The following is an 18,923-nucleotide window of genomic DNA, read 5'->3' as shown; positions in this document are numbered from 1 at the left end:
TTTGTCTCGGCTGTCTCGGCTGTCTCGGGCGTTGTCACGAGTACGAGTACGCATCCGAGGAGGCGCGATGAACGAGGGCGTGGACGAGCCGGGCTGGGATGTCGAGCCGGGGGACGAGATCGAGCCGGTGGTGCAGGCGGTGGCGCGTCTGCTCAAGGTGTGCCGGGAGGCCGCCGAGCTGACCGTGGCCGAACTGGCCGAGGCCCTCGGGTACAGCGAGGACCTGATCCGCAAGATCGAGCGTGGGGCGCGGATTCCCCGGCCGGAACTGCTGGACAGGGCGGACCAGATCCTGAGGGCGCAGGGACATCTGCGGGCGTTCATGGAGGACATGAGGAGGGCGCGGTATCCGAAGAAGGTGCGCGACCTGGCGGACTTGGAGGGGCGGGCCGTGGAGATGCTGCTCTACGGCAGTCACAACCTCCACGGTCTGTTGCAGACGCCGGAGTACGCGCGATCGCTGTTCGAGATGAGGCAGCCCGCGCTCACCGAAGACCTCGTGGAGCGGGCGTTGGCCGCGCGCATGGCACGGAAGGTGGTCTTCGAGCGTGAGTCGGCTCCGACACTGAGTTTCGTCCAGGAGCAAGTCACACTCGAACGCCCCTACGGTGGGAAGATGGTGCTGCGTCGACAGCTCGAACACCTCTTGGAGGTGGCGCAGTTGCGCAACGTCACGTTTCAGGTGATGCCGACCGACCGGGAGGAACACGCCGGAGCCGGAGGCCTGATCGAGGTGCTGAAGTTCGCCGACGGCACAGCGATCGGACGTTCCAGTGGCGCGTTCAACCGCCGTCCGGTCGTGAGCCCCAAAGATCTCCGCATCCTTGAGTTGCGCTATGGCATGATCCGGGCGCAGGCCCTCACGCCGAGGGAGTCGCAGGCCTTCATCGAGCAAGCGCTGGGGAGACTATGAGCACCACGGAACTCCACTGGTTCAAGAGCAGCTACAGCAGCAGCAGCGAGCCCGACGACTGCGTCGAGATCGCCTCCACCCCCGCCACCATCCACGTCCGCGACTCCAAGAACGCCGACGGTCCCCGAATCGCCCTCGCGCCGGAGGCATGGTCGGAGTTCGTGCGCGGGCTCTGACGAGGGCGAGCCGGTCCTGGGGCACGCTCCTATCGCTTCGTTCCCCGTCGTCCCGCCGCGGCCTCGGTCATTCGGCGGCGTGAGGCTGCCGTCCGCCACCGCGGTGTCACCCCACCACCTGGCCCGCCTTCGGCCCGACTCGGCCCGGACGCGCATGAGTACAGGTACTCAACCGCCGTAGTCCCTGCAACGGAGCGGGCGGCGGTGACGTCCTGTTAACTTAAGAGACTCGTAAGGAATTCATACCCCGCGCGCAGGAACGCCGGTGTGAGTCGGCCGGGGAGCGGGCGACGGGGCACGGGGGAGGACGACGGGCATGTCCTGGGACGAATGGGAACAGCTGAAGGCCGATGCGGCCACGCGTTCCGGTTCCGCTCGAATGCGGTTGAACCACGTACCGGACGCCGGTAGCGGCGGTTCCTCCGGTGGCGGCCCGGACCCCCTGAAGTCGGACCGGAAGGTCTGGTCGACCGCCGGCGGCGACGTCACGGGCCTGCGGACCGATGTGAGCACGGCGCTGGGGAAGCTGGACCAGGGGCAGTCGGGGCTGGGGGACGGCGCCGGGTGCGAGTCGGCCGCGGCGCAGAAGGAGCTCTTCGAGTCCTGGAAGAAGTACGTCGGTGACGTGAGCGGCCGCTGCGGGAAGCTGGGCGGTCTGCTGGAGCGCGCGGGGCGCGATCTGTCGATGACCGACGGAGACGTCCGGGACGGGCTGAACAAGATCAAGACGGAGTACCAGGACACCGAGGCTGTCGGCGGCCAGGCGAAGGGCAAGTGAGCAGGTCATGGATCTTGCCGCGTTGAAGGCCATCAAGCCGTCCGAGTACCAGGAAGCCGCGGACGGCTACCGCGCCACGAGCGAGATGGCCGGCAAGGCCAGGGAAGCGATCGACAACCGGATCTCGGCGGGGATCCGCAACCAGCTCTCCGGGGAGACCGCGAAGGCTGCCCTGCGCGAGCTGAAGGAGTTGTCCAAGGACTTCCACTACGCCGAGACCGAGTGCGCGCTGGCCGGCACCGCGCTGAACGGCTTCGCCTTCGACATGGCCGCGGCCAAGCGGAAGCTGGAGGCGGCGATGGAGGACGCCAAGGCGGCCGGCTGCACGGTCGGCGCGGACGGATCGGTGACCTTCCCGGCCGGGGGTAAGGAAGTCGACGGCAAGGTGCCGGAGGGCGGCACGGTGCGGGTGAGCACCAGCCCGACGGACCCGACGGCGGCCGCTCTGGAGCGGCAGGCCGCCAACATCCACCCCAATCCGAACTTCGGCAAGGCCATCGGCTTCGCCGACCGCATCGGCGACGCCCTGAAGGAAGCCACGGACGCGGATGCCAAGTGGGCCCCGAAGCTGCGCGCCCTGAAGGCCGACGACGACCTGGTGGTCTCCGACAAGGACTGGACCGACGTCAAGTCGGACACGGACGGCGTGCGCGACGCGGGCAAGGGCTACCTCGACTCCTTGCCGCAGCCTCCCCGGCACGGCAGCCCGAAGGACAACGCCGCCTGGTGGAAGGGCCTCACCGACGAGCAGCGGTCGGACTACCTCTCCGTGCACCCCGACGCGGTCGGCGCGCTCGACGGGCTCCCCGCCACGGTGCGGGACCAGGCCAACCGAGTGGTGCTCGACGAGGCCCACGCGAAGGCCCAGCTGGATTACGGCGACTGGCTGAAGAAGCATCCGGAGCCCGAGCGGTTCCAGCCCTACATCGACCCGTACACCGGGGCCATGCCGAAGGGCCTCAACGTCGAGAGCCAGGCGTGGAAGGACTGGGACGAGGCACGGAAGAACGCGCGCAAGTCCCTCGACGGCATGGACGCGATCCAGACGCGCTTCGACGCGACGGGTCAGAACGGGCTGCCCGAGGCGTACCTCCTGGGATTCAGCACGGACGGGGACGGCCGGGCGATCATCGCCAACGGCAACCCGGACACCGCGGACCACCAGGCGGTCTATGTGCCGGGCACGACGTCGGAGCTGGGAAACATCGGCGGGAACATCGACCGGATGGTCAAGGTCTGGCACGCGGCCAACGACGAGGCCGACGGGAAATCCGTCTCCACGATCACCTGGCTCGGCTACGACGCGCCGGACAGCGTCTGGAAGGACGCGCCGTTCGAGCACTACGCGTACGACGGGGCCCCGGCGTTCAACAACTTCCTGGACGGGCTCGACGCCACCCACACCGGCGATACGCACCCGCACCGTACGGTCATCGCGCACTCGTACGGAACGACACTCGTCGGCGCCGCGGCCCAGACGGGCCATGTCAGCGCCGATGATCTCGTCTTCGCCGGCAGCCCCGGGGTCAAGGTCTCCGGTGCCGACGAGCTGGACGTCCCCAAGGGACACGTGTGGAACGAGGAGGCCGACGGAGACGTGGTCCCGGACATCGGTCGATGGGGCCACGGCGGGGACCGCTTCATCATCCCCAGCGATCCGGAATTCGGCGCCAACCAGATGACCACGGACACCGAAGGCCACAGCGGCTACTGGGACGAGACGCCTCACGGGCCCACGCAGAGCCTGGAGAACCAGGCCCTGGTCGTCGTCGGGAAGGGCGATGATGTGGCACTGAAGCCGCCGCCCGACCCGTGGGCGCATGTCAAGTAGCTGCGACGACGTAAGGCTCACCGACGTGAAGACCAGACTGGGCGCCTGTGCGCTCGCCCTGCCTCTTGTACTGACCACCATCACTGGATGCGGCATGACTGAGAAAGACTCCGACACGACCCCGTCCGCCGGCACGAGCACCACGCGTGACGCCTCCGACGCGATGGAAAGGCTGTCCAGCGGCATTTACGATCTCATCGGTGTCAGGGGGAAGACGTCCGACAGCCGTCCGTTCGTCGCGGAATGCACGGGAAAGGACACGAAGACCCACTTCCGGATCTTCCACTGGTGGAGTTTCTATCCGGCGTCGGCGAAAGACCTCGACGTGGCGATGGAGCGGCTCAAGACCGAGCTGCCCAAGCACGGATGGAAGATCGTCACGTACGGGCCGGACACCAGCAAGAACAGGAACATCAACCTGACCGCCGACAACGATCAGCACAAGGCCGGCGTCAACATCGTCCAGCGGGCCAAGAACGACCCGCCGAAGCTGAGCCTCCATGTCGTCTCCGGCTGCTACAAGGTCCCGGACGGCCAGGAGGTCGAACGTTTCTGAGCGGCCGTCGTGAACGAGCACCAGGCGACCGAGGGCGTCGGCAGGTCCCCCTCTCGTGGCAGCTTGGTGCGCCGGGCCAGAGGCGCCCACGTCGCGTTCCGGAGCTCGGACGCCGACTGGCGACCGCGTCCCCTCCGTCCGGCGGGCCACCGGTGCCGAGCTGGACTGGTCGCTGGATCTCGGCCCAACGCGAGCCGGAAGTTTCCGCCGGGCACCCGGCCGTGGGTCGCGGCGTGCGCCGCCAGCTCGGCGATCACATGCGTGGCCGCGTCCGTCAGGATCCCCCAGCCGCGCAAGTGTTCCGTGGCGAGCAGCCGGGCGAGCCGGGCGCCGCGTGAGGTGGTGGGGGACAGCAGCAGCCTGAAACTGCGGGCCGTGATCCGCGAGATCGAGCGGGGAGCGCGCATCCCCAGACCGGAGTCGGCGCTTCAGGTGATGCCGACCAAACCGCGCGGATCACCCCGGGACGGGCGGTCTGATCGAGGTCTTGAAGTTCGTGGACGGAACGGGAGTCGGTCCCTTCACCGAGCAAGCGCTGGGAGAACTATGGGCACCCCGGAACGCCGCTGGTTCAAGAGCAGCTACATCAGCAGCAACGGCAACGACTGCGTCGAGTTCGCCCCCGCCCCCACCACCATCCACGTCCGCGACTCCAAGAACCCCGACGGGTGTGGGCGTACGAGTCGAACAAGGAGCACGTGGCGGAGGCGAACCTCGCCGCGACTGAACAGAACGCCAAGACCTACGACGCCGGCCAGCACGACGTCGAGAAGCTGGTCAGGTCGTGGGCGGACAGCCGTGGGCACGCAGTCGACAGCGACTGGACGAAGTTCTACGTGCACGCGGGTCAGGACGAGTACGCGCACGGACGTGACCGGACCCTGAGCACGCTGCGCGCCGACCGCTGACCGGCGCGCGACGGCCTTCGACGGAATGAGCATGATGCAGACGAAATCCGGGGCCCGGCGGGTGCACGCCGGGTGGTACGCGGGGGCGTGCCTGTTGGTATTGGCACTGGTGGGAGCGGTGCTCTACGGCAGCGGTGCCTTCGGTTCCGGTGGCGGCGAGGAGTCGCTGGACCGGGCGTGCGGCGGCTCGCTGGCACAGGGCGGGTTGAGCGAGGCTTTGCATGCGTCGGACTTCAGGGCCGAGGAGGAGGGCGACGGCGACTACCTGGCCGCCTGCCTGGTCCGCACCCAGGAGTCCGGGCCGCAGGGCAGTGCCCTGGAGCTGAAGCTGCGCTGGAGCACCGCGAAGGCTCCGTCCGCCACGCTCACCTGGTACAACGCGGACTACGACGGAGTGCGGGAGCAGGCGGCGCCCCTCGGCCACGGCTGGTCCGGTGTCCTCAGGTACGAGGGCGGCACCTACCAGGTTATGGCCGCGCTGGACTGCGTCAACCAGAAGGACAAAGCCCTGGTCGCCTACGGTGACCTGCTCGGCACGTCGAACAGCACGACCCTGACCGGTCTCGGCCGGGTGACCACCGAGACCGCCGAGAAGGCGGCCGAGAAGCACGGCTGCCAGGTGAAGGCAGGCGAGCGGCTCACCGGCCTGTCCACCGCACGGCTGGGTGCGTCCGGAACGGCGAAGCCGCTGGCGCGGGCCCAGGGCTCCTGCGCCGCGCTGCGCGGAATGGACGCGGCGGCGGCAGACACGCCCGAGGTCATGGAGTACCCGGCGGACCCGGATGCCCCGCAGACCAACTGCTACCTGGTCACGGAGGCGAAGAAGCCCGGCTACGGCCTCTACGCCTATTACGGCGCCGCCGCCAAGGACTTCCTGACCAGCGAGGGCGACCAGCTGGAAAAGGGGTATGGCCCCGCGCACCGCGACCGTGACTACGCCTGGGCCACCGCGACCTGCCCGCACTCGGCGCAGCGGGCGGTGTTCGTGCTGTACCACCTGCACGACGGGGACACCGACACCTACCCGGTCCCGCACTACTCCGCTTCGTTCGCCCGCGACGCCCTGCGCGCCTTCGCCGACCACGAGGCGAAGCAGCGCGGCTGCACCGGCGTACGGCTGGCGGCTTGATTGCCCCCAGCAGCACGGCGGAAAGTCGCGTTCGCGGGGGTGCGCCTCGATCGGAAGCGACCACGCGGAGGTCCAGGTAGCCGAACCGCACCATCAGGTATGCGGGCGGCACGGAGCGCAGCAGGGTTCCGGTGTACGTCACTACCGTGTCCCGGGAACGAGTCCGGATGCCGTGGAACGCGCGTGCGGCGCCCCTGGTGTCACCCGGCGCGCCGCCGGGCCGACTCCGGTTTGACCTGCGTCACTCCGGGGGTAATCTCTACGGCTCGATTGGCGGAGCCCCCCGCCCGTATGGCAGACTGTCGGAGTTGCTCGGTCGAGTGTTGATGCTGCGCGCCTCCCGCCGGGAGGACCGGAAGCGAGTCCCACAGTACTCGTCGTCCTAACTGCCCACGGGCAGCACTGGGGCGGACGTACGGGAATCTTCCGGGAAGTGTGGGCGCGACACCGGCCAGGCGCCCGGTGGGCCCGAGGTCCCCGGTCCGCGGTTTCCGGAAGGGCCGTGCGCATTCCCCGCAGGGATGTTCGAACAAGGGACATTCATGTCAGCGGGAGCGCGACACGCCCGACCGCGTGGGTCGGAGGCGGCGGGTACCGGAAACCACCGGGTCCCAGAGCGTAAGAAGAGACAGGACTACTGAGTAGCCATGGCGGGACAGAAGATCCGCATCCGGCTCAAGGCCTACGACCACGAGGTCATCGACTCCTCGGCGAAGAAGATCGTCGAGACGGTGACCCGCACTGGTGCGTCGGTCGCGGGCCCGGTGCCGCTGCCCACTGAGAAGAACGTGTACTGCGTCATCAAGTCGCCGCACAAGTACAAGGACTCGCGCGAGCACTTCGAGATGCGCACGCACAAGCGCCTGATCGACATTCTCGACCCGACCCCCAAGACCGTTGACTCTCTGATGCGACTCGACCTCCCGGCCGGTGTCGACATCGAGATCAAGCTCTGAGGCTGGTGGGCTGAGAATGGCTAAGCAGATCAAGGGCATCCTGGGCGAGAAGCTCGGCATGACGCAGGTGTGGGACGAGAACAACCGTGTCGTCCCGGTCACCGTCGTCAAGGCCGGCCCCAACGTCGTGACCCAGGTTCGTACGAACGACGTCGACGGCTACGAGTCGGTCCAGATCGCCTTCGGCGAGATCGACCCGCGCAAGGTGAACAAGCCCCTCAAGGGCCACTTCGCCAAGGCCGACGTCACCCCGCGTCGTCACCTCGTCGAGATCCGCACCGCGGACGCCTCCGAGTACACGCTGGGCCAGGAGATCACCGCGCAGGTGTTCGAGGCCGGCGTGAAGGTCGACGTGACCGGCAAGAGCAAGGGCAAGGGCTTCGCCGGTGTCATGAAGCGTCACAACTTCAAGGGCCTCGGCGCCGGTCACGGCACCCAGCGCAAGCACCGCTCGCCCGGTTCCATCGGTGGCTGCGCCACCCCGGGCCGCGTGTTCAAGGGCCTCCGCATGGCGGGTCGCATGGGCAACGAGCGGGTCACCACCCAGAACCTGACCGTCCACGCCGTTGACGCGGAGAAGGGTCTGCTGCTCATCAAGGGCGCGGTTCCCGGTCCGAACGGCGGCCTCGTCCTGGTCCGCACCGCGGCCAAGGGGGCCTGAGGTAACCGATGAGCACTGTTGACATCCTTTCGCCGGCGGGCGAGAAGGCCGGTTCCGTCGAGCTCCCCGCGGAGATCTTCGACGCCAAGGTCAGCGTTCCGCTGATCCACCAGGTCGTCGTCGCGCAGCTGGCCGCGGCCCGTCAGGGCACGCACAAGACCAAGACGCGTGGCGAGGTCCGCGGTGGCGGCAAGAAGCCGTACCGCCAGAAGGGCACCGGTCGCGCCCGCCAGGGTTCGACCCGCGCGCCGCAGTTCGCCGGTGGTGGCGTCGTGCACGGTCCCGTGCCGCGTGACTACTCGCAGCGCACCCCGAAGAAGATGAAGGCCGCCGCCCTGCGCGGTGCCCTCACCGACCGGGCGCGTCACAACCGCATCCACGTCGTCTCCGGCGTGGTCGAGGGCCAGGTCTCCACCAAGGCCGCCAAGAGCCTGTTCGGCAAGATCTCGGAGCGCAAGAACCTGCTCCTGGTCGCCGACCGCTCCGACGAGGCCGCGTGGCTGTCCGCCCGCAACCTGCCCCAGGTCCACATCCTGGAGCCGGGCCAGCTGAACACGTACGACGTTCTCGTCTCCGACGACGTGGTCTTCACCCAGGCCGCTTTCGAGTCCTTCGTGTCCGGCGCGCCTGCGTCGTCGGCTGCTGACACCGAAGGGAGCGAGGCCTGATGGCTATCCGTCACCCCGCTATTGCCTCGAAGGCCGCCAAGGCCGCCAAGGCCGCGCGCGTCGCCAAGGCGCGTCGCCACGCCGCCGAGGGCAAGAACACCGTCGAGACGCCGCTGAGCAAGTCGTACACGGACCCCCGTGACGTCCTGCTGAAGCCGGTCGTCTCGGAGAAGAGCTACGCGCTCCTCGACGAGAACAAGTACACGTTCATCGTCGACCCGAACGCCAACAAGACCCAGATCAAGCAGGCCGTCCAGGCGGTCTTCGACGTCAAGGTCACCGGGGTCAACACGATCAACCGCCAGGGCAAGCGCAAGCGCACGAAGACCGGTTTCGGTCAGCGTGCCGGCAGCAAGCGCGCGATCGTGACCCTCGCCGAGGGCGACCGTATCGACATCTTCGGCGGTCCGACCGCCTAAGGGCGGTCCGGATCGTCCGATATCGGACGAGGACTGAGAAATGGGAATCCGCAAGTACAAGCCGACTACGCCGGGCCGTCGTGGCGCCAGCGTCGCCGACTTCGTCGAGGTCACGCGGTCCACGCCGGAGAAGTCGCTGGTCCGTCCCCTGCACAGCAAGGGCGGCCGTAACAACGCCGGTCGTGTGACCGTTCGCCACCAGGGTGGCGGACACAAGCGCGCCTACCGTCTGATCGACTTCCGTCGTCACGACAAGGACGGCGTGCCGGCGAAGGTCGCGCACATCGAGTACGACCCCAACCGCACCGCGCGCATCGCGCTGCTGCACTACGCCGACGGCGAGAAGCGCTACATCCTCGCCCCGCGCAACCTGCAGCAGGGCGACACCGTGGAGAACGGTCCCGGGGCCGACATCAAGCCGGGCAACAACCTGGCCCTCCGCAACATCCCGGTCGGTACCACGATCCACGCGATCGAGCTCCGTCCCGGTGGCGGTGCCAAGTTCGCCCGTTCCGCCGGTGCCTCCGTGCAGCTGCTCGCGAAGGAGGGCTCCATGGCCCACCTGCGCATGCCGTCCGGCGAGATCCGCCTGGTCGACGTCCGCTGCCGCGCCACCGTCGGCGAGGTCGGCAACGCCGAGCAGAGCAACATCAACTGGGGCAAGGCCGGCCGTAAGCGGTGGCTGGGCGTTCGCCCGACCGTCCGTGGTGTGGTCATGAACCCGGTTGACCACCCGCACGGTGGTGGTGAGGGCCGGACCTCCGGTGGTCGCCACCCTGTGTCCCCGTGGGGCAAGAAGGAAGGCCGTACTCGTTCGCCCAAGAAGGCGTCGAACAAGTACATCGTCCGCCGCCGCAAGACGAACAAGAAGCGCTAAGGACGGGTTGAGATGCCTCGTAGCTTGAAGAAGGGGCCCTTCGTCGACGACCACCTGATGAAGAAGGTGGACACGCAGAACGAAGCCGGCACCAAGAACGTCATCAAGACCTGGTCCCGTCGCTCGATGATCGTCCCGGCCATGCTCGGCCACACGATCGCGGTGCACAACGGCAAGACCCACATCCCGGTGTTCGTCACCGAGTCGATGGTCGGCCACAAGCTCGGCGAGTTCTCGCCGACCCGCACCTTCCGGGGCCACGTCAAGGAAGACCGGAAGTCGAAGCGCCGCTAACCGCGGATCGCATTCAGACACGTAAGTAACTCTGAAGGGACAACCATGGAAGCCAGGGCCCAGGCGCGGTACATCCGCGTCACGCCCATGAAGGCCCGCCGTGTGGTGGACCTCATCCGTGGCATGGACGCCACGGAGGCCCAGGCTGTTCTGCGATTCGCTCCGCAGGCAGCCTCGGTTCCGGTGGGCAAGGTGCTCGACAGCGCCATTGCCAACGCCGCGCACAACTACGACCACACCGACGCCGACAGCCTCTACATCTCCGAGGCGTACGTCGACGAGGGCCCGACCCTGAAGCGGTTCCGGCCGCGCGCCCAGGGCCGTGCCTACCGGATCCGCAAGCGGACCAGCCACATCACCGTGGTCGTCAGCAGCAAGGAAGGAACCCGGTAATGGGCCAGAAGGTTAACCCGCATGGGTTCCGGCTCGGTGTCACGACCGACTTCAAGTCGCGTTGGTACGCCGACAAGCTGTACAAGGACTACGTCAAGGAAGACGTCGCCATCCGTCGGATGATGACGTCCGGCATGGAGCGCGCCGGCATCTCGAAGGTGGAGATCGAGCGCACCCGTGACCGCGTCCGCGTGGACATCCACACCGCTCGTCCGGGCATCGTCATCGGCCGCCGCGGCGCCGAGGCCGACCGCATCCGCGGTGACCTGGAGAAGCTGACCGGCAAGCAGGTCCAGCTCAACATCCTCGAGGTCAAGAACCCGGAGACGGACGCTCAGCTGGTGGCCCAGGCCGTCGCCGAGCAGCTCTCCTCCCGCGTCTCCTTCCGCCGTGCCATGCGCAAGAGCATGCAGTCGGCGATGAAGGCCGGCGCCAAGGGCATCAAGATCCAGTGCGGCGGCCGCCTCGGTGGCGCCGAGATGTCCCGCTCGGAGTTCTACCGCGAGGGCCGTGTGCCCCTGCACACGCTCCGCGCGAACGTGGACTACGGCTTCTTCGAGGCCAAGACGACCTTCGGCCGCATCGGTGTGAAGGTCTGGATCTACAAGGGCGACGTCAAGAACATCGCCGAGGTCCGCGCCGAGAACGCTGCGGCCCGTGCGGGTAACCGCCCGGCCCGTGGTGGTGCCGACCGCCCGGCCCGTGGTGGCCGCGGTGGCGAGCGGCGCGGTCGCAAGCCGCAGCAGGCTGCCGGCGCCGAGGCCCCCAAGGCCGAGGCCCCCGCCGCCGCTCCGGCTGAGAGCACCGGAACGGAGGCCTGACCGAAATGCTGATCCCCCGTAGGGTCAAGCACCGCAAGCAGCACCACCCGAAGCGCGACGGTATGTCCAAGGGTGGCACGCAGGTTGCGTTCGGCGAGTACGGCATCCAGGCGCTGACTCCGGCCTACGTCACGAACCGCCAGATCGAGGCGGCTCGTATCGCGATGACCCGTCACATCAAGCGTGGCGGCAAGGTCTGGATCAACATCTACCCGGACCGTCCGCTCACCAAGAAGCCCGCCGAGACCCGCATGGGTTCCGGTAAGGGTTCTCCTGAGTGGTGGATCGCCAACGTCAAGCCCGGACGCGTCATGTTCGAGCTGTCGTACCCCAACGAGAAGATCGCCCGTGAGGCGCTGACCCGTGCGGCCCACAAGCTGCCGATGAAGTGCCGGATCGTCAAGCGCGAGGCAGGTGAAGCGTGATGTCGGCCGGTACCAAGGCGTCCGAGCTGCGCGAGCTGGGCAACGAGGAGCTTCTGGCGAAGCTCCGCGAGGCCAAGGAAGAGCTGTTCAACCTCCGCTTCCAGGCGGCGACGGGTCAGCTCGAGAACCACGGCCGTCTGAAGGCGGTCCGCAAGGACATCGCGCGGATCTACACCCTGATGCGCGAGCGTGAGCTGGGCATCGAAACGGTGGAGAACGCCTGATGAGCGAGAAGAACGTGACTGAGAACGCAGAGGCCCGTGGCTTCCGCAAGACCCGTGAGGGTCTCGTCGTCAGCGACAAGATGGACAAGACCGTCGTCGTCGCTGTCGAGGACCGCGTGAAGCACGCGCTGTACGGCAAGGTCATCCGCCGTACGAACAAGCTCAAGGCGCACGACGAGCAGAACGCCGCGGGTGTCGGCGACCGCGTCCTCCTCATGGAGACCCGGCCGCTGTCCGCGACGAAGCGCTGGCGCGTCGTCGAGATCCTCGAGAAGGCCAAGTAGCAGGTAATTCCCTCCAGGGAATTCCCGTAAGCACGCCTGCGGGGCAGCTGCCTCGCAGGACAGTTCCGCCAGGCTCGGCAGGGGTTCCGTGACGGAATCCCTGCCGGGAACCGGCAGACAAACAGGAGATAGACGTGATCCAGCAGGAGTCGCGACTGCGTGTCGCCGACAACACTGGTGCGAAGGAGATCCTTTGCATCCGTGTGCTCGGTGGCTCCGGTCGCCGCTACGCGGGCATCGGTGACGTCATCGTCGCCACCGTCAAGGACGCGATCCCCGGTGGCAACGTGAAGAAGGGTGACGTCGTCAAGGCGGTCATCGTTCGCACCGTCAAGGAGCGCCGCCGTCCGGACGGCTCGTACATCCGCTTCGACGAGAACGCCGCCGTCATTCTGAAGAACGACGGCGACCCTCGCGGCACCCGCATCTTCGGCCCGGTCGGCCGTGAGCTGCGCGAGAAGAAGTTCATGAAGATCATCTCGCTCGCGCCGGAGGTGCTGTAAGCATGAAGATCAAGAAGGGCGACCTGGTCCAGGTCATCACCGGCAAGGACAAGGGCAAGCAGGGCAAGGTCATTGCCGCTTACCCGCGCGAGGAGCGTGTCCTGGTCGAGGGTGTCAACCGGGTCAAGAAGCACACGAAGGCCGGTCCGACCGCCAGCGGTTCGCAGGCCGGCGGCATCGTGACCACCGAGGCGCCGATCCACGTCTCCAACGTCCAGCTGGTCGTGGAGAAGGACGGTCAGAAGGTCGTCACGCGTGTCGGTTACCGCTTCGACGAAGACGGCAACAAGATCCGCGTTGCCAAGCGGACGGGTGAGGACATCTGATGGCTACCACCACCACTCCGCGTCTGAAGACGAAGTACCGCGACGAGATCGCGGGCAAGCTGCGTGACGAGTTCAAGTACGAGAACGTCATGCAGGTTCCCGGCCTCGTCAAGATCGTGGTCAACATGGGTGTCGGCGACGCCGCCCGTGACTCGAAGCTGATCGAGGGCGCGATCCGCGACCTGACCACCATCACCGGTCAGAAGCCGGCCGTCACCAAGGCCCGCAAGTCCATCGCGCAGTTCAAGCTGCGTGAGGGCCAGCCGATCGGTGCCCACGTCACGCTCCGTGGCGACCGCATGTGGGAGTTCCTGGACCGCACCCTGTCGCTCGCGCTCCCGCGCATCCGCGACTTCCGCGGCCTGTCCCCCAAGCAGTTCGACGGCCGTGGCAACTACACCTTCGGTCTCACGGAGCAGGTCATGTTCCACGAGATCGACCAGGACAAGATCGACCGCGTCCGGGGTATGGACATCACCGTGGTCACCACGGCGACCAACGACGAAGAGGGCCGTTCCCTTCTCCGTCACCTCGGCTTCCCGTTCAAGGAGGCGTGAGCGAGATGGCGAAGAAGGCTCTCATCGCGAAGGCTGCTCGCAAGCCCAAGTTCGGTGTGCGTGGCTACACCCGCTGCCAGCGCTGCGGTCGCCCGCACTCCGTGTACCGCAAGTTCGGCCTGTGCCGCGTGTGCCTTCGTGAGATGGCTCACCGTGGCGAGCTGCCGGGCGTGACCAAGAGCTCCTGGTAATCCCGACTTTTAGGGATACCTGGACCTCTCGGTAAGCAACCGGGACGGTAGGGGCGCCGACTCTCATGGCTTAGGCTGGGAGGGTTGGGCCTCTGCCGCCCTGAACGACTTACTACGCCGTAGGTCCCCGCACCGCACCCGTCCCGTCCATGTACGGGGAGAGGGATGGCGCATATAGGAAACCCCGGCGAGAAAGGCCACAGGCCAATTCATGACCATGACTGATCCGATCGCAGACATGCTTACGCGTCTGCGGAACGCGAACTCGGCTTACCACGACTCGGTGTCGATGCCGCACTCCAAGATCAAGTCGCACATCGCGGAGATCCTCCAGCAGGAGGGCTTCATCACGGGCTGGAAGGTCGAGGACGCCGAGGTCGGCAAGAACCTCGTTCTCGAGCTGAAGTTCGGCCCGAACCGTGAGCGCTCCATCGCGGGCATCAAGCGGATCTCCAAGCCCGGTCTCCGGGTGTACGCGAAGTCCACCAACCTGCCCAAGGTGCTGGGCGGCCTCGGCGTGGCGATCATCTCCACGTCGCACGGGCTTCTCACCGACAAGCAGGCCGGCAAGAAGGGCGTGGGTGGGGAAGTCCTCGCCTACGTCTGGTAGCAGAAGGGAACGGAGGAAACAGCTATGTCGCGTATCGGCAAGCTCCCCATCGCGGTTCCCGCCGGCGTGGACGTCACCATCGACGGCCGCACGGTCAAGGTCAAGGGCCCCAAGGGCGAGCTGACCCACACCGTCGTGGCACCGATCGACATCGCCAAGGGCGAGGACGGCACCCTGCAGGTGACCCGCCCCAACGACGAGCGTCAGAACAAGGCCCTGCACGGCCTGTCCCGCACGCTGGTGGCGAACATGATCACCGGCGTGACCCAGGGTTACGTGAAGAAGCTCGAGATCAGCGGTGTCGGTTACCGAGTGACCGCCAAGGGTTCCAACCTGGAGTTCGCTCTCGGTTACAGCCACCCGATCCTGGTCGAGGCCCCTGAAGGCATCGCCTTCAAGGTGGAGACCCCGACCCGTTTCTCGGTCGAGGGCATCGACAAGCAGAAGGTCGGCGAGGTTGCGGCCAACATCCGCAAGCTGCGCAAGCCCGACCCGTACAAGGCCAAGGGCGTCAAGTACGAGGGCGAAGTCATCCGCCGCAAGGTCGGAAAGGCGGGTAAGTAAGCCATGGCATACGGGCAGAAGATCCTCAAGGGCGACGCCTACAAGCGCGCCGCGATCAAGCGCCGTCACATCCGGATCCGTAAGAGGGTGTCCGGTACGGCGGAGCGCCCCCGTCTGGTCGTGACCCGCTCCAACCGCCACATCGTGGCGCAGGTGATCGACGACCTCAAGGGCCACACCCTGGCGTCGGCGTCCACCCTGGACGCTTCGATCCGCGGTGCCGAGGGCGACAAGTCCGCTCAGGCCAAGCAGGTCGGCGCCCTGGTCGCCGAGCGCGCCAAGGCCGCCGGCGTCGAGGCTGTCGTGTTCGACCGTGGTGGTAACCAGTACGCCGGGCGCATCGCCGCCCTGGCGGACGCCGCCCGCGAGGCCGGGCTCAAGTTCTGAGCCGGTTCCGTAGCTAGCGGAAAAAGAGAGAGGTAATTCCAATGGCTGGACCCCAGCGCCGCGGTGGCGGTGCCGGTGGCGGCGAGCGGCGGGACCGGAAGGGCCGTGACGGCGGCGCTGCTGCCGCCGAGAAGACCGCGTACGTCGAGCGCGTCGTCGCGATCAACCGTGTCGCCAAGGTTGTGAAGGGTGGTCGTCGCTTCAGCTTCACCGCGCTGGTCGTGGTGGGCGACGGTGACGGCACCGTGGGTGTCGGTTACGGCAAGGCCAAGGAGGTGCCGGCCGCCATCGCCAAGGGCGTTGAGGAGGCCAAGAAGCACTTCTTCAAGGTCCCCCGTATCCAGGGCACCATCCCGCACCCGATCCAGGGTGAGAAGGCTGCCGGCGTCGTGCTGCTCAAGCCCGCGTCCCCCGGTACCGGTGTTATCGCCGGTGGTCCGGTGCGCGCCGTGCTCGAGTGCGCCGGTATCCACGACATCCTGTCGAAGTCGCTCGGCTCCGACAACGCGATCAACATCGTGCACGCGACCGTTGCGGCCCTGAAGGGCCTGCAGCGTCCGGAGGAGGTCGCGGCTCGCCGTGGTCTGCCTCTTGAGGACGTCGCTCCCGCGGCTCTGCTGCGTGCGCGTGCCGGGGTGGGTGCGTGATGGCACAGCTCAAGATCACGCAGGTCAAGTCCTACATCGGCAGCAAGCAGAACCACCGCGACACCCTGCGCTCCCTTGGTCTCAAGGGCATCAACACGCAGGTCGTCAAGGAGGACCGCCCCGAGTTCCGCGGCATGGTGCACACCGTCCGCCACCTCGTGACGGTCGAGGAGGTCGACTGATCATGGCGGAGCAGAACCCGCTCAAGATCCACAACCTCCGTCCCGCCCCGGGCGCCAAGACCGCCAAGACCCGTGTCGGTCGTGGTGAGGCGTCGAAGGGTAAGACGGCCGGTCGTGGTACCAAGGGCACCAAGGCCCGTTACCAGGTTCCGGAGCGCTTCGAGGGTGGCCAGATGCCCCTCCACATGCGCCTCCCGAAGCTGAAGGGCTTCAAGAACCCGTTCAAGACCGAGTACCAGGTCGTGAACCTGGACAAGCTGGCCGCGCTCTACCCGCAGGGTGGAGAGGTCACCGTCCAGGACCTCGTCGACAAGGGTGCCGTGCGCAAGAACAGCCTCGTCAAGGTCCTCGGCCAGGGCGAGATCTCCGTGGCGCTGCAGGTGACGGTCGACGCCGTCTCCGGCTCCGCCAAGGAGAAGATCACCGCCGCCGGCGGTACGGTCACCGAGCTCGTCTGAGTCCTTCGGACGACGCCTCGATGACGTAAACGGTCCCGACCGGGGGTACCTCACAATGAGGTATCCCCGGTTGGTCGTTCCAAGGCGGGCATGGTCGCCGGTAAGGTGGCCAGCACTGTTCTCACTCGTATTCGTCGAACCTCAGACCGTCACCCTTGACGCAGTTGCGCGGGGGTCGCAGGAGGCACCGTGCTCACCGCGTTCGCCCGGGCGTTCAAGACGCCCGACCTGCGCAAGAAGCTGCTCTTCACGCTGGGCATCATCGTGGTCTACCGGGTCGGTACCCACATCCCGATCCCCGGCGTCAACTACAAGGCCGTCCAGCAGTGCGTGAGCGAGGCGGGGGCCAACCAGGGCCTGTTCGGCCTCGTGAACATGTTCAGCGGCGGTGCGCTGCTGCAGATCACGGTCTTCGCGCTCGGCATCATGCCGTACATCACGGCCAGCATCATTCTCCAGCTGCTGACCGTGGTCATCCCGCGTCTGGAAGCCCTCAAGAAGGAGGGCCAGGCCGGCACCACGAAGATCACGCAGTACACGCGCTACCTGACCCTGGCCCTCGCGATCCTGCAGGGCACCGGCCTCGTCGCCACCGCCCGTAGCGGCGCGCTGTTCAGCGGCTGCTCGGTGGCCACCAGCATCGTCCCGGACCAGGCGATCTTCACCACGATCACGATGGTCATCTGCATGACGGCCGGCACCACGGTGGTCATGTGGCTCGGCGAGCTGATCACCGACCGCGGCATCGGCAACGGCATGTCGATCCTGATGTTCATCTCGATCGCCGCGACCTTCCCGTCCGCGCTGTGGGCGATCAAGAAGCAGGGCACCCTGGCCGGCGGCTGGATCGAGTTCGGCACGGTGATCCTGGTCGGTCTGGTCATGGTCGCGCTCGTGGTCTTCGTCGAGCAGGCCCAGCGCCGCATCCCGGTGCAGTACGCGAAGCGGATGATCGGCCGCCGGTCCTACGGCGGCACGTCGACCTACATCCCGCTCAAGGTGAACCAGGCGGGTGTGATCCCTGTCATCTTCGCCTCGTCCCTCCTGTACATCCCGGCCCTGGTCGCGCAGTTCGCGGGCGGCAACTCGGGCTGGAAGGAGTGGATCCAGCAGAACCTCACCAAGGGTGACCACCCGATTTACATCACCCTGTACTTCTTGCTCATCGTTTTCTTCGCGTTCTTCTACGTGGCGATCTCCTTCAACCCCGAGGAAGTCGCCGACAACATGAAGAAGTATGGTGGCTTCATCCCGGGCATCCGGGCTGGCCGACCGACCGCTGAGTACCTTTCGTACGTGCTCAACCGGATCACCTGGCCGGGTTCGCTGTACCTGGGTCTGATCGCTCTCGTACCGACAATGGCGTTGGTCGGCTTCGGAGCAAGCCAGAACTTCCCGTTCGGCGGTACCAGCATCCTCATCATCGTGGGTGTCGGTCTCGAGACGGTGAAGCAGATCGAGAGCCAGCTCCAGCAGCGCAATTACGAAGGGTTCCTCCGCTGATGCGTATCGTCCTCGTCGGGCCGCCCGGTGCCGGTAAGGGAACGCAGGCCGTCCGGCTCGCAGACAAGCTGGCAATCCCGCACATCTCCACCGGTGACCTGTTCCGGGCCAACATCAGCCGGCAGACCGAGCTGGGCAAGCTCGCGAAGTCCTACATGGACGCCGGCAACCTCGTCCCCGACGAGGTCACCATCGCCATGGCCAAGGACCGCATGGAGCAGCCCGACGCCGCGGGCGGCTTCCTGCTGGACGGCTTCCCGCGCAACGTGGCCCAGGCCGCGGCGCTGGACGAGCTGCTGCGCACCGAGAAGATGACGCTGGACGCGGTCCTGGACCTGGAGGCCCCCGAGGACGAGGTGGTCAAGCGCATCGCCGGCCGCCGGATCTGCCGCAAGGACTCCTCGCACGTCTTCCACGTGGCGTACAACGCGCCGCGGCAGGAGGGCGTCTGTGACGTCTGCGGCGGCGAGCTGTACCAGCGCGAGGACGACTCCGAGGACACCGTCCGCACGCGCCTGGAGGTCTACCACACGCAGACCGAGCCCATCATCGACTACTACAAGTCGCAGGGCCTGGTCCGCACGATCTCCGCGACGGGCCCGGTGGACGAGGTCACCGAGCGCGCGCTGGAGGCGCTGAAGAGCGAGCAGGCCGAGGACAAGTAGGTTCGGCCGCCTTCCGG

General features: G+C 67.1%; 30 protein-coding genes and 1 pseudogene. All 31 read left to right on the top strand.

Annotation, left to right across the window (positions count from 1 at the left end):
- Positions 1-67 precede the first annotated feature (67 nt).
- The 31 genes and pseudogenes from QSK45_RS28965 (at position 68) to QSK45_RS28810 (ending at position 18,906) form a co-directional block, all read left to right on the top strand.
- On the top strand, positions 68-913 hold the full coding sequence (locus tag QSK45_RS28965; RefSeq protein ID WP_285561832.1) for a helix-turn-helix domain-containing protein: 846 nt from the start codon (positions 68-70) through the stop codon (positions 911-913).
- Positions 910-1,089, top strand: a complete 180-nt coding sequence (locus QSK45_RS28960; protein WP_285561831.1) for a DUF397 domain-containing protein — start codon at positions 910-912, stop codon at positions 1,087-1,089. The genes QSK45_RS28965 and QSK45_RS28960 overlap by 4 nt, the downstream gene beginning before the upstream one ends.
- A gap of 316 nt (positions 1,090-1,405) precedes the next feature.
- On the top strand, positions 1,406-1,867 hold the full coding sequence (locus tag QSK45_RS28955) for a hypothetical protein (protein WP_285561830.1): 462 nt from the start codon (positions 1,406-1,408) through the stop codon (positions 1,865-1,867).
- Between the two features lie 7 nt (positions 1,868-1,874).
- Positions 1,875-3,698: an alpha/beta hydrolase gene (locus QSK45_RS28950; protein WP_285561829.1), complete on the top strand. Its 1,824-nt coding sequence runs from the start codon at positions 1,875-1,877 to the stop codon at positions 3,696-3,698.
- Between the two features lie 25 nt (positions 3,699-3,723).
- Positions 3,724-4,254, top strand: coding sequence for a hypothetical protein (locus QSK45_RS28945; protein WP_285561828.1), 531 nt, complete (start codon positions 3,724-3,726; stop codon positions 4,252-4,254).
- 435 nt (positions 4,255-4,689) lie between these two features.
- Positions 4,690-4,875 (top strand): annotated as a pseudogene (locus QSK45_RS38640) (DUF397 domain-containing protein); the annotation flags it as partial.
- A gap of 47 nt (positions 4,876-4,922) precedes the next feature.
- On the top strand, positions 4,923-5,162 hold the full coding sequence (locus QSK45_RS28930) for a hypothetical protein (protein ID WP_285561910.1): 240 nt from the start codon (positions 4,923-4,925) through the stop codon (positions 5,160-5,162).
- Positions 5,163-5,193: 31 nt separating this feature from the next.
- Positions 5,194-6,291 carry a hypothetical protein gene (locus QSK45_RS28925; RefSeq protein WP_285561827.1) on the top strand — a complete coding sequence of 366 codons (1,098 nt, stop codon included), beginning with the start codon at positions 5,194-5,196 and terminating at the stop codon, positions 6,289-6,291.
- A gap of 647 nt (positions 6,292-6,938) precedes the next feature.
- The gene (gene rpsJ, locus QSK45_RS28920; protein ID WP_003948644.1) at positions 6,939-7,247 is read left to right on the top strand and encodes a 30S ribosomal protein S10; all 309 of its coding nucleotides are present in this window, start codon (positions 6,939-6,941) and stop codon (positions 7,245-7,247) included.
- A 16-nt stretch (positions 7,248-7,263) separates the two neighbouring features.
- Entirely contained in the window at positions 7,264-7,908 is a 645-nt protein-coding gene (rplC, locus tag QSK45_RS28915; protein ID WP_285561826.1) for a 50S ribosomal protein L3, read from the top strand.
- 8 nt (positions 7,909-7,916) lie between these two features.
- Entirely contained in the window at positions 7,917-8,576 is a 660-nt protein-coding gene (rplD, locus tag QSK45_RS28910) for a 50S ribosomal protein L4 (protein ID WP_285561825.1), read from the top strand.
- The gene (gene rplW / locus QSK45_RS28905; RefSeq protein WP_070026316.1) at positions 8,576-8,995 is read left to right on the top strand and encodes a 50S ribosomal protein L23; all 420 of its coding nucleotides are present in this window, start codon (positions 8,576-8,578) and stop codon (positions 8,993-8,995) included. The genes rplD and rplW overlap by 1 nt, the downstream gene beginning before the upstream one ends.
- Before the next feature lie 40 nt (positions 8,996-9,035).
- The gene (rplB, locus tag QSK45_RS28900; protein ID WP_285561824.1) at positions 9,036-9,872 is read left to right on the top strand and encodes a 50S ribosomal protein L2; all 837 of its coding nucleotides are present in this window, start codon (positions 9,036-9,038) and stop codon (positions 9,870-9,872) included.
- A 12-nt stretch (positions 9,873-9,884) separates the two neighbouring features.
- Positions 9,885-10,166 carry a 30S ribosomal protein S19 gene (gene rpsS / locus QSK45_RS28895; protein ID WP_030641188.1) on the top strand — a complete coding sequence of 94 codons (282 nt, stop codon included), beginning with the start codon at positions 9,885-9,887 and terminating at the stop codon, positions 10,164-10,166.
- 45 nt (positions 10,167-10,211) lie between these two features.
- Positions 10,212-10,559 (top strand): 50S ribosomal protein L22, encoded by a 348-nt coding sequence (gene rplV / locus QSK45_RS28890; RefSeq protein ID WP_019329637.1) that lies wholly within the window; start codon positions 10,212-10,214, stop codon positions 10,557-10,559.
- Positions 10,559-11,380: a 30S ribosomal protein S3 gene (rpsC, locus tag QSK45_RS28885; protein WP_014674374.1), complete on the top strand. Its 822-nt coding sequence runs from the start codon at positions 10,559-10,561 to the stop codon at positions 11,378-11,380. The genes rplV and rpsC overlap by 1 nt, the downstream gene beginning before the upstream one ends.
- 5 nt (positions 11,381-11,385) lie before the next feature.
- Entirely contained in the window at positions 11,386-11,805 is a 420-nt protein-coding gene (gene rplP, locus QSK45_RS28880; RefSeq protein ID WP_046418010.1) for a 50S ribosomal protein L16, read from the top strand.
- Complete coding sequence (gene rpmC, locus QSK45_RS28875; protein ID WP_007494763.1) at positions 11,805-12,029, top strand: 50S ribosomal protein L29; 225 nt, start codon at positions 11,805-11,807, stop codon at positions 12,027-12,029. Before rplP ends, rpmC begins: the two co-directional genes overlap by 1 nt.
- A complete protein-coding gene (rpsQ, locus tag QSK45_RS28870; RefSeq protein ID WP_018543912.1) occupies positions 12,029-12,313 on the top strand; it encodes a 30S ribosomal protein S17 in 285 nt (94 codons plus the stop codon). Before rpmC ends, rpsQ begins: the two co-directional genes overlap by 1 nt.
- Positions 12,314-12,447: 134 nt before the next feature.
- A complete protein-coding gene (gene rplN, locus QSK45_RS28865) occupies positions 12,448-12,816 on the top strand; it encodes a 50S ribosomal protein L14 (RefSeq protein ID WP_003998823.1) in 369 nt (122 codons plus the stop codon).
- 2 nt (positions 12,817-12,818) lie between these two features.
- Entirely contained in the window at positions 12,819-13,142 is a 324-nt protein-coding gene (gene rplX / locus QSK45_RS28860; RefSeq protein ID WP_285561823.1) for a 50S ribosomal protein L24, read from the top strand.
- Positions 13,142-13,699, top strand: a complete 558-nt coding sequence (gene rplE / locus QSK45_RS28855) for a 50S ribosomal protein L5 (protein WP_285561822.1) — start codon at positions 13,142-13,144, stop codon at positions 13,697-13,699. Before rplX ends, rplE begins: the two co-directional genes overlap by 1 nt.
- A 5-nt stretch (positions 13,700-13,704) precedes the next feature.
- Positions 13,705-13,890 carry a type Z 30S ribosomal protein S14 gene (locus tag QSK45_RS28850; RefSeq protein WP_003948630.1) on the top strand — a complete coding sequence of 62 codons (186 nt, stop codon included), beginning with the start codon at positions 13,705-13,707 and terminating at the stop codon, positions 13,888-13,890.
- Between the two features lie 211 nt (positions 13,891-14,101).
- Entirely contained in the window at positions 14,102-14,500 is a 399-nt protein-coding gene (rpsH, locus tag QSK45_RS28845; protein ID WP_014674378.1) for a 30S ribosomal protein S8, read from the top strand.
- Positions 14,501-14,524: 24 nt separating this feature from the next.
- Entirely contained in the window at positions 14,525-15,064 is a 540-nt protein-coding gene (gene rplF / locus QSK45_RS28840; protein WP_046418025.1) for a 50S ribosomal protein L6, read from the top strand.
- A gap of 3 nt (positions 15,065-15,067) precedes the next feature.
- Positions 15,068-15,451 carry a 50S ribosomal protein L18 gene (gene rplR, locus QSK45_RS28835; protein ID WP_285561821.1) on the top strand — a complete coding sequence of 128 codons (384 nt, stop codon included), beginning with the start codon at positions 15,068-15,070 and terminating at the stop codon, positions 15,449-15,451.
- Positions 15,452-15,492: 41 nt separating this feature from the next.
- Positions 15,493-16,098 carry a 30S ribosomal protein S5 gene (gene rpsE, locus QSK45_RS28830; protein ID WP_285561820.1) on the top strand — a complete coding sequence of 202 codons (606 nt, stop codon included), beginning with the start codon at positions 15,493-15,495 and terminating at the stop codon, positions 16,096-16,098.
- The gene (gene rpmD / locus QSK45_RS28825) at positions 16,098-16,280 is read left to right on the top strand and encodes a 50S ribosomal protein L30 (RefSeq protein WP_003974250.1); all 183 of its coding nucleotides are present in this window, start codon (positions 16,098-16,100) and stop codon (positions 16,278-16,280) included. The genes rpsE and rpmD overlap by 1 nt, the downstream gene beginning before the upstream one ends.
- 2 nt (positions 16,281-16,282) lie before the next feature.
- Positions 16,283-16,738, top strand: a complete 456-nt coding sequence (gene rplO / locus QSK45_RS28820) for a 50S ribosomal protein L15 (protein ID WP_037657572.1) — start codon at positions 16,283-16,285, stop codon at positions 16,736-16,738.
- Positions 16,739-16,927: 189 nt separating this feature from the next.
- Positions 16,928-18,241, top strand: coding sequence for a preprotein translocase subunit SecY (gene secY, locus QSK45_RS28815; RefSeq protein WP_285561819.1), 1,314 nt, complete (start codon positions 16,928-16,930; stop codon positions 18,239-18,241).
- Complete coding sequence (locus tag QSK45_RS28810; RefSeq protein WP_285561818.1) at positions 18,241-18,906, top strand: adenylate kinase; 666 nt, start codon at positions 18,241-18,243, stop codon at positions 18,904-18,906. Before secY ends, QSK45_RS28810 begins: the two co-directional genes overlap by 1 nt.
- The last annotated feature ends 17 nt before the right edge of the window (positions 18,907-18,923 follow it).

The sequence above is a fragment of the Streptomyces hygroscopicus subsp. hygroscopicus genome (assembly GCF_030269125.1).
GTDB classification, from domain to species: Bacteria; Actinomycetota; Actinomycetes; order Streptomycetales; family Streptomycetaceae; genus Streptomyces; species Streptomyces hygroscopicus_C.
This window is presented reverse-complemented; position numbering and strand designations above follow the sequence as displayed.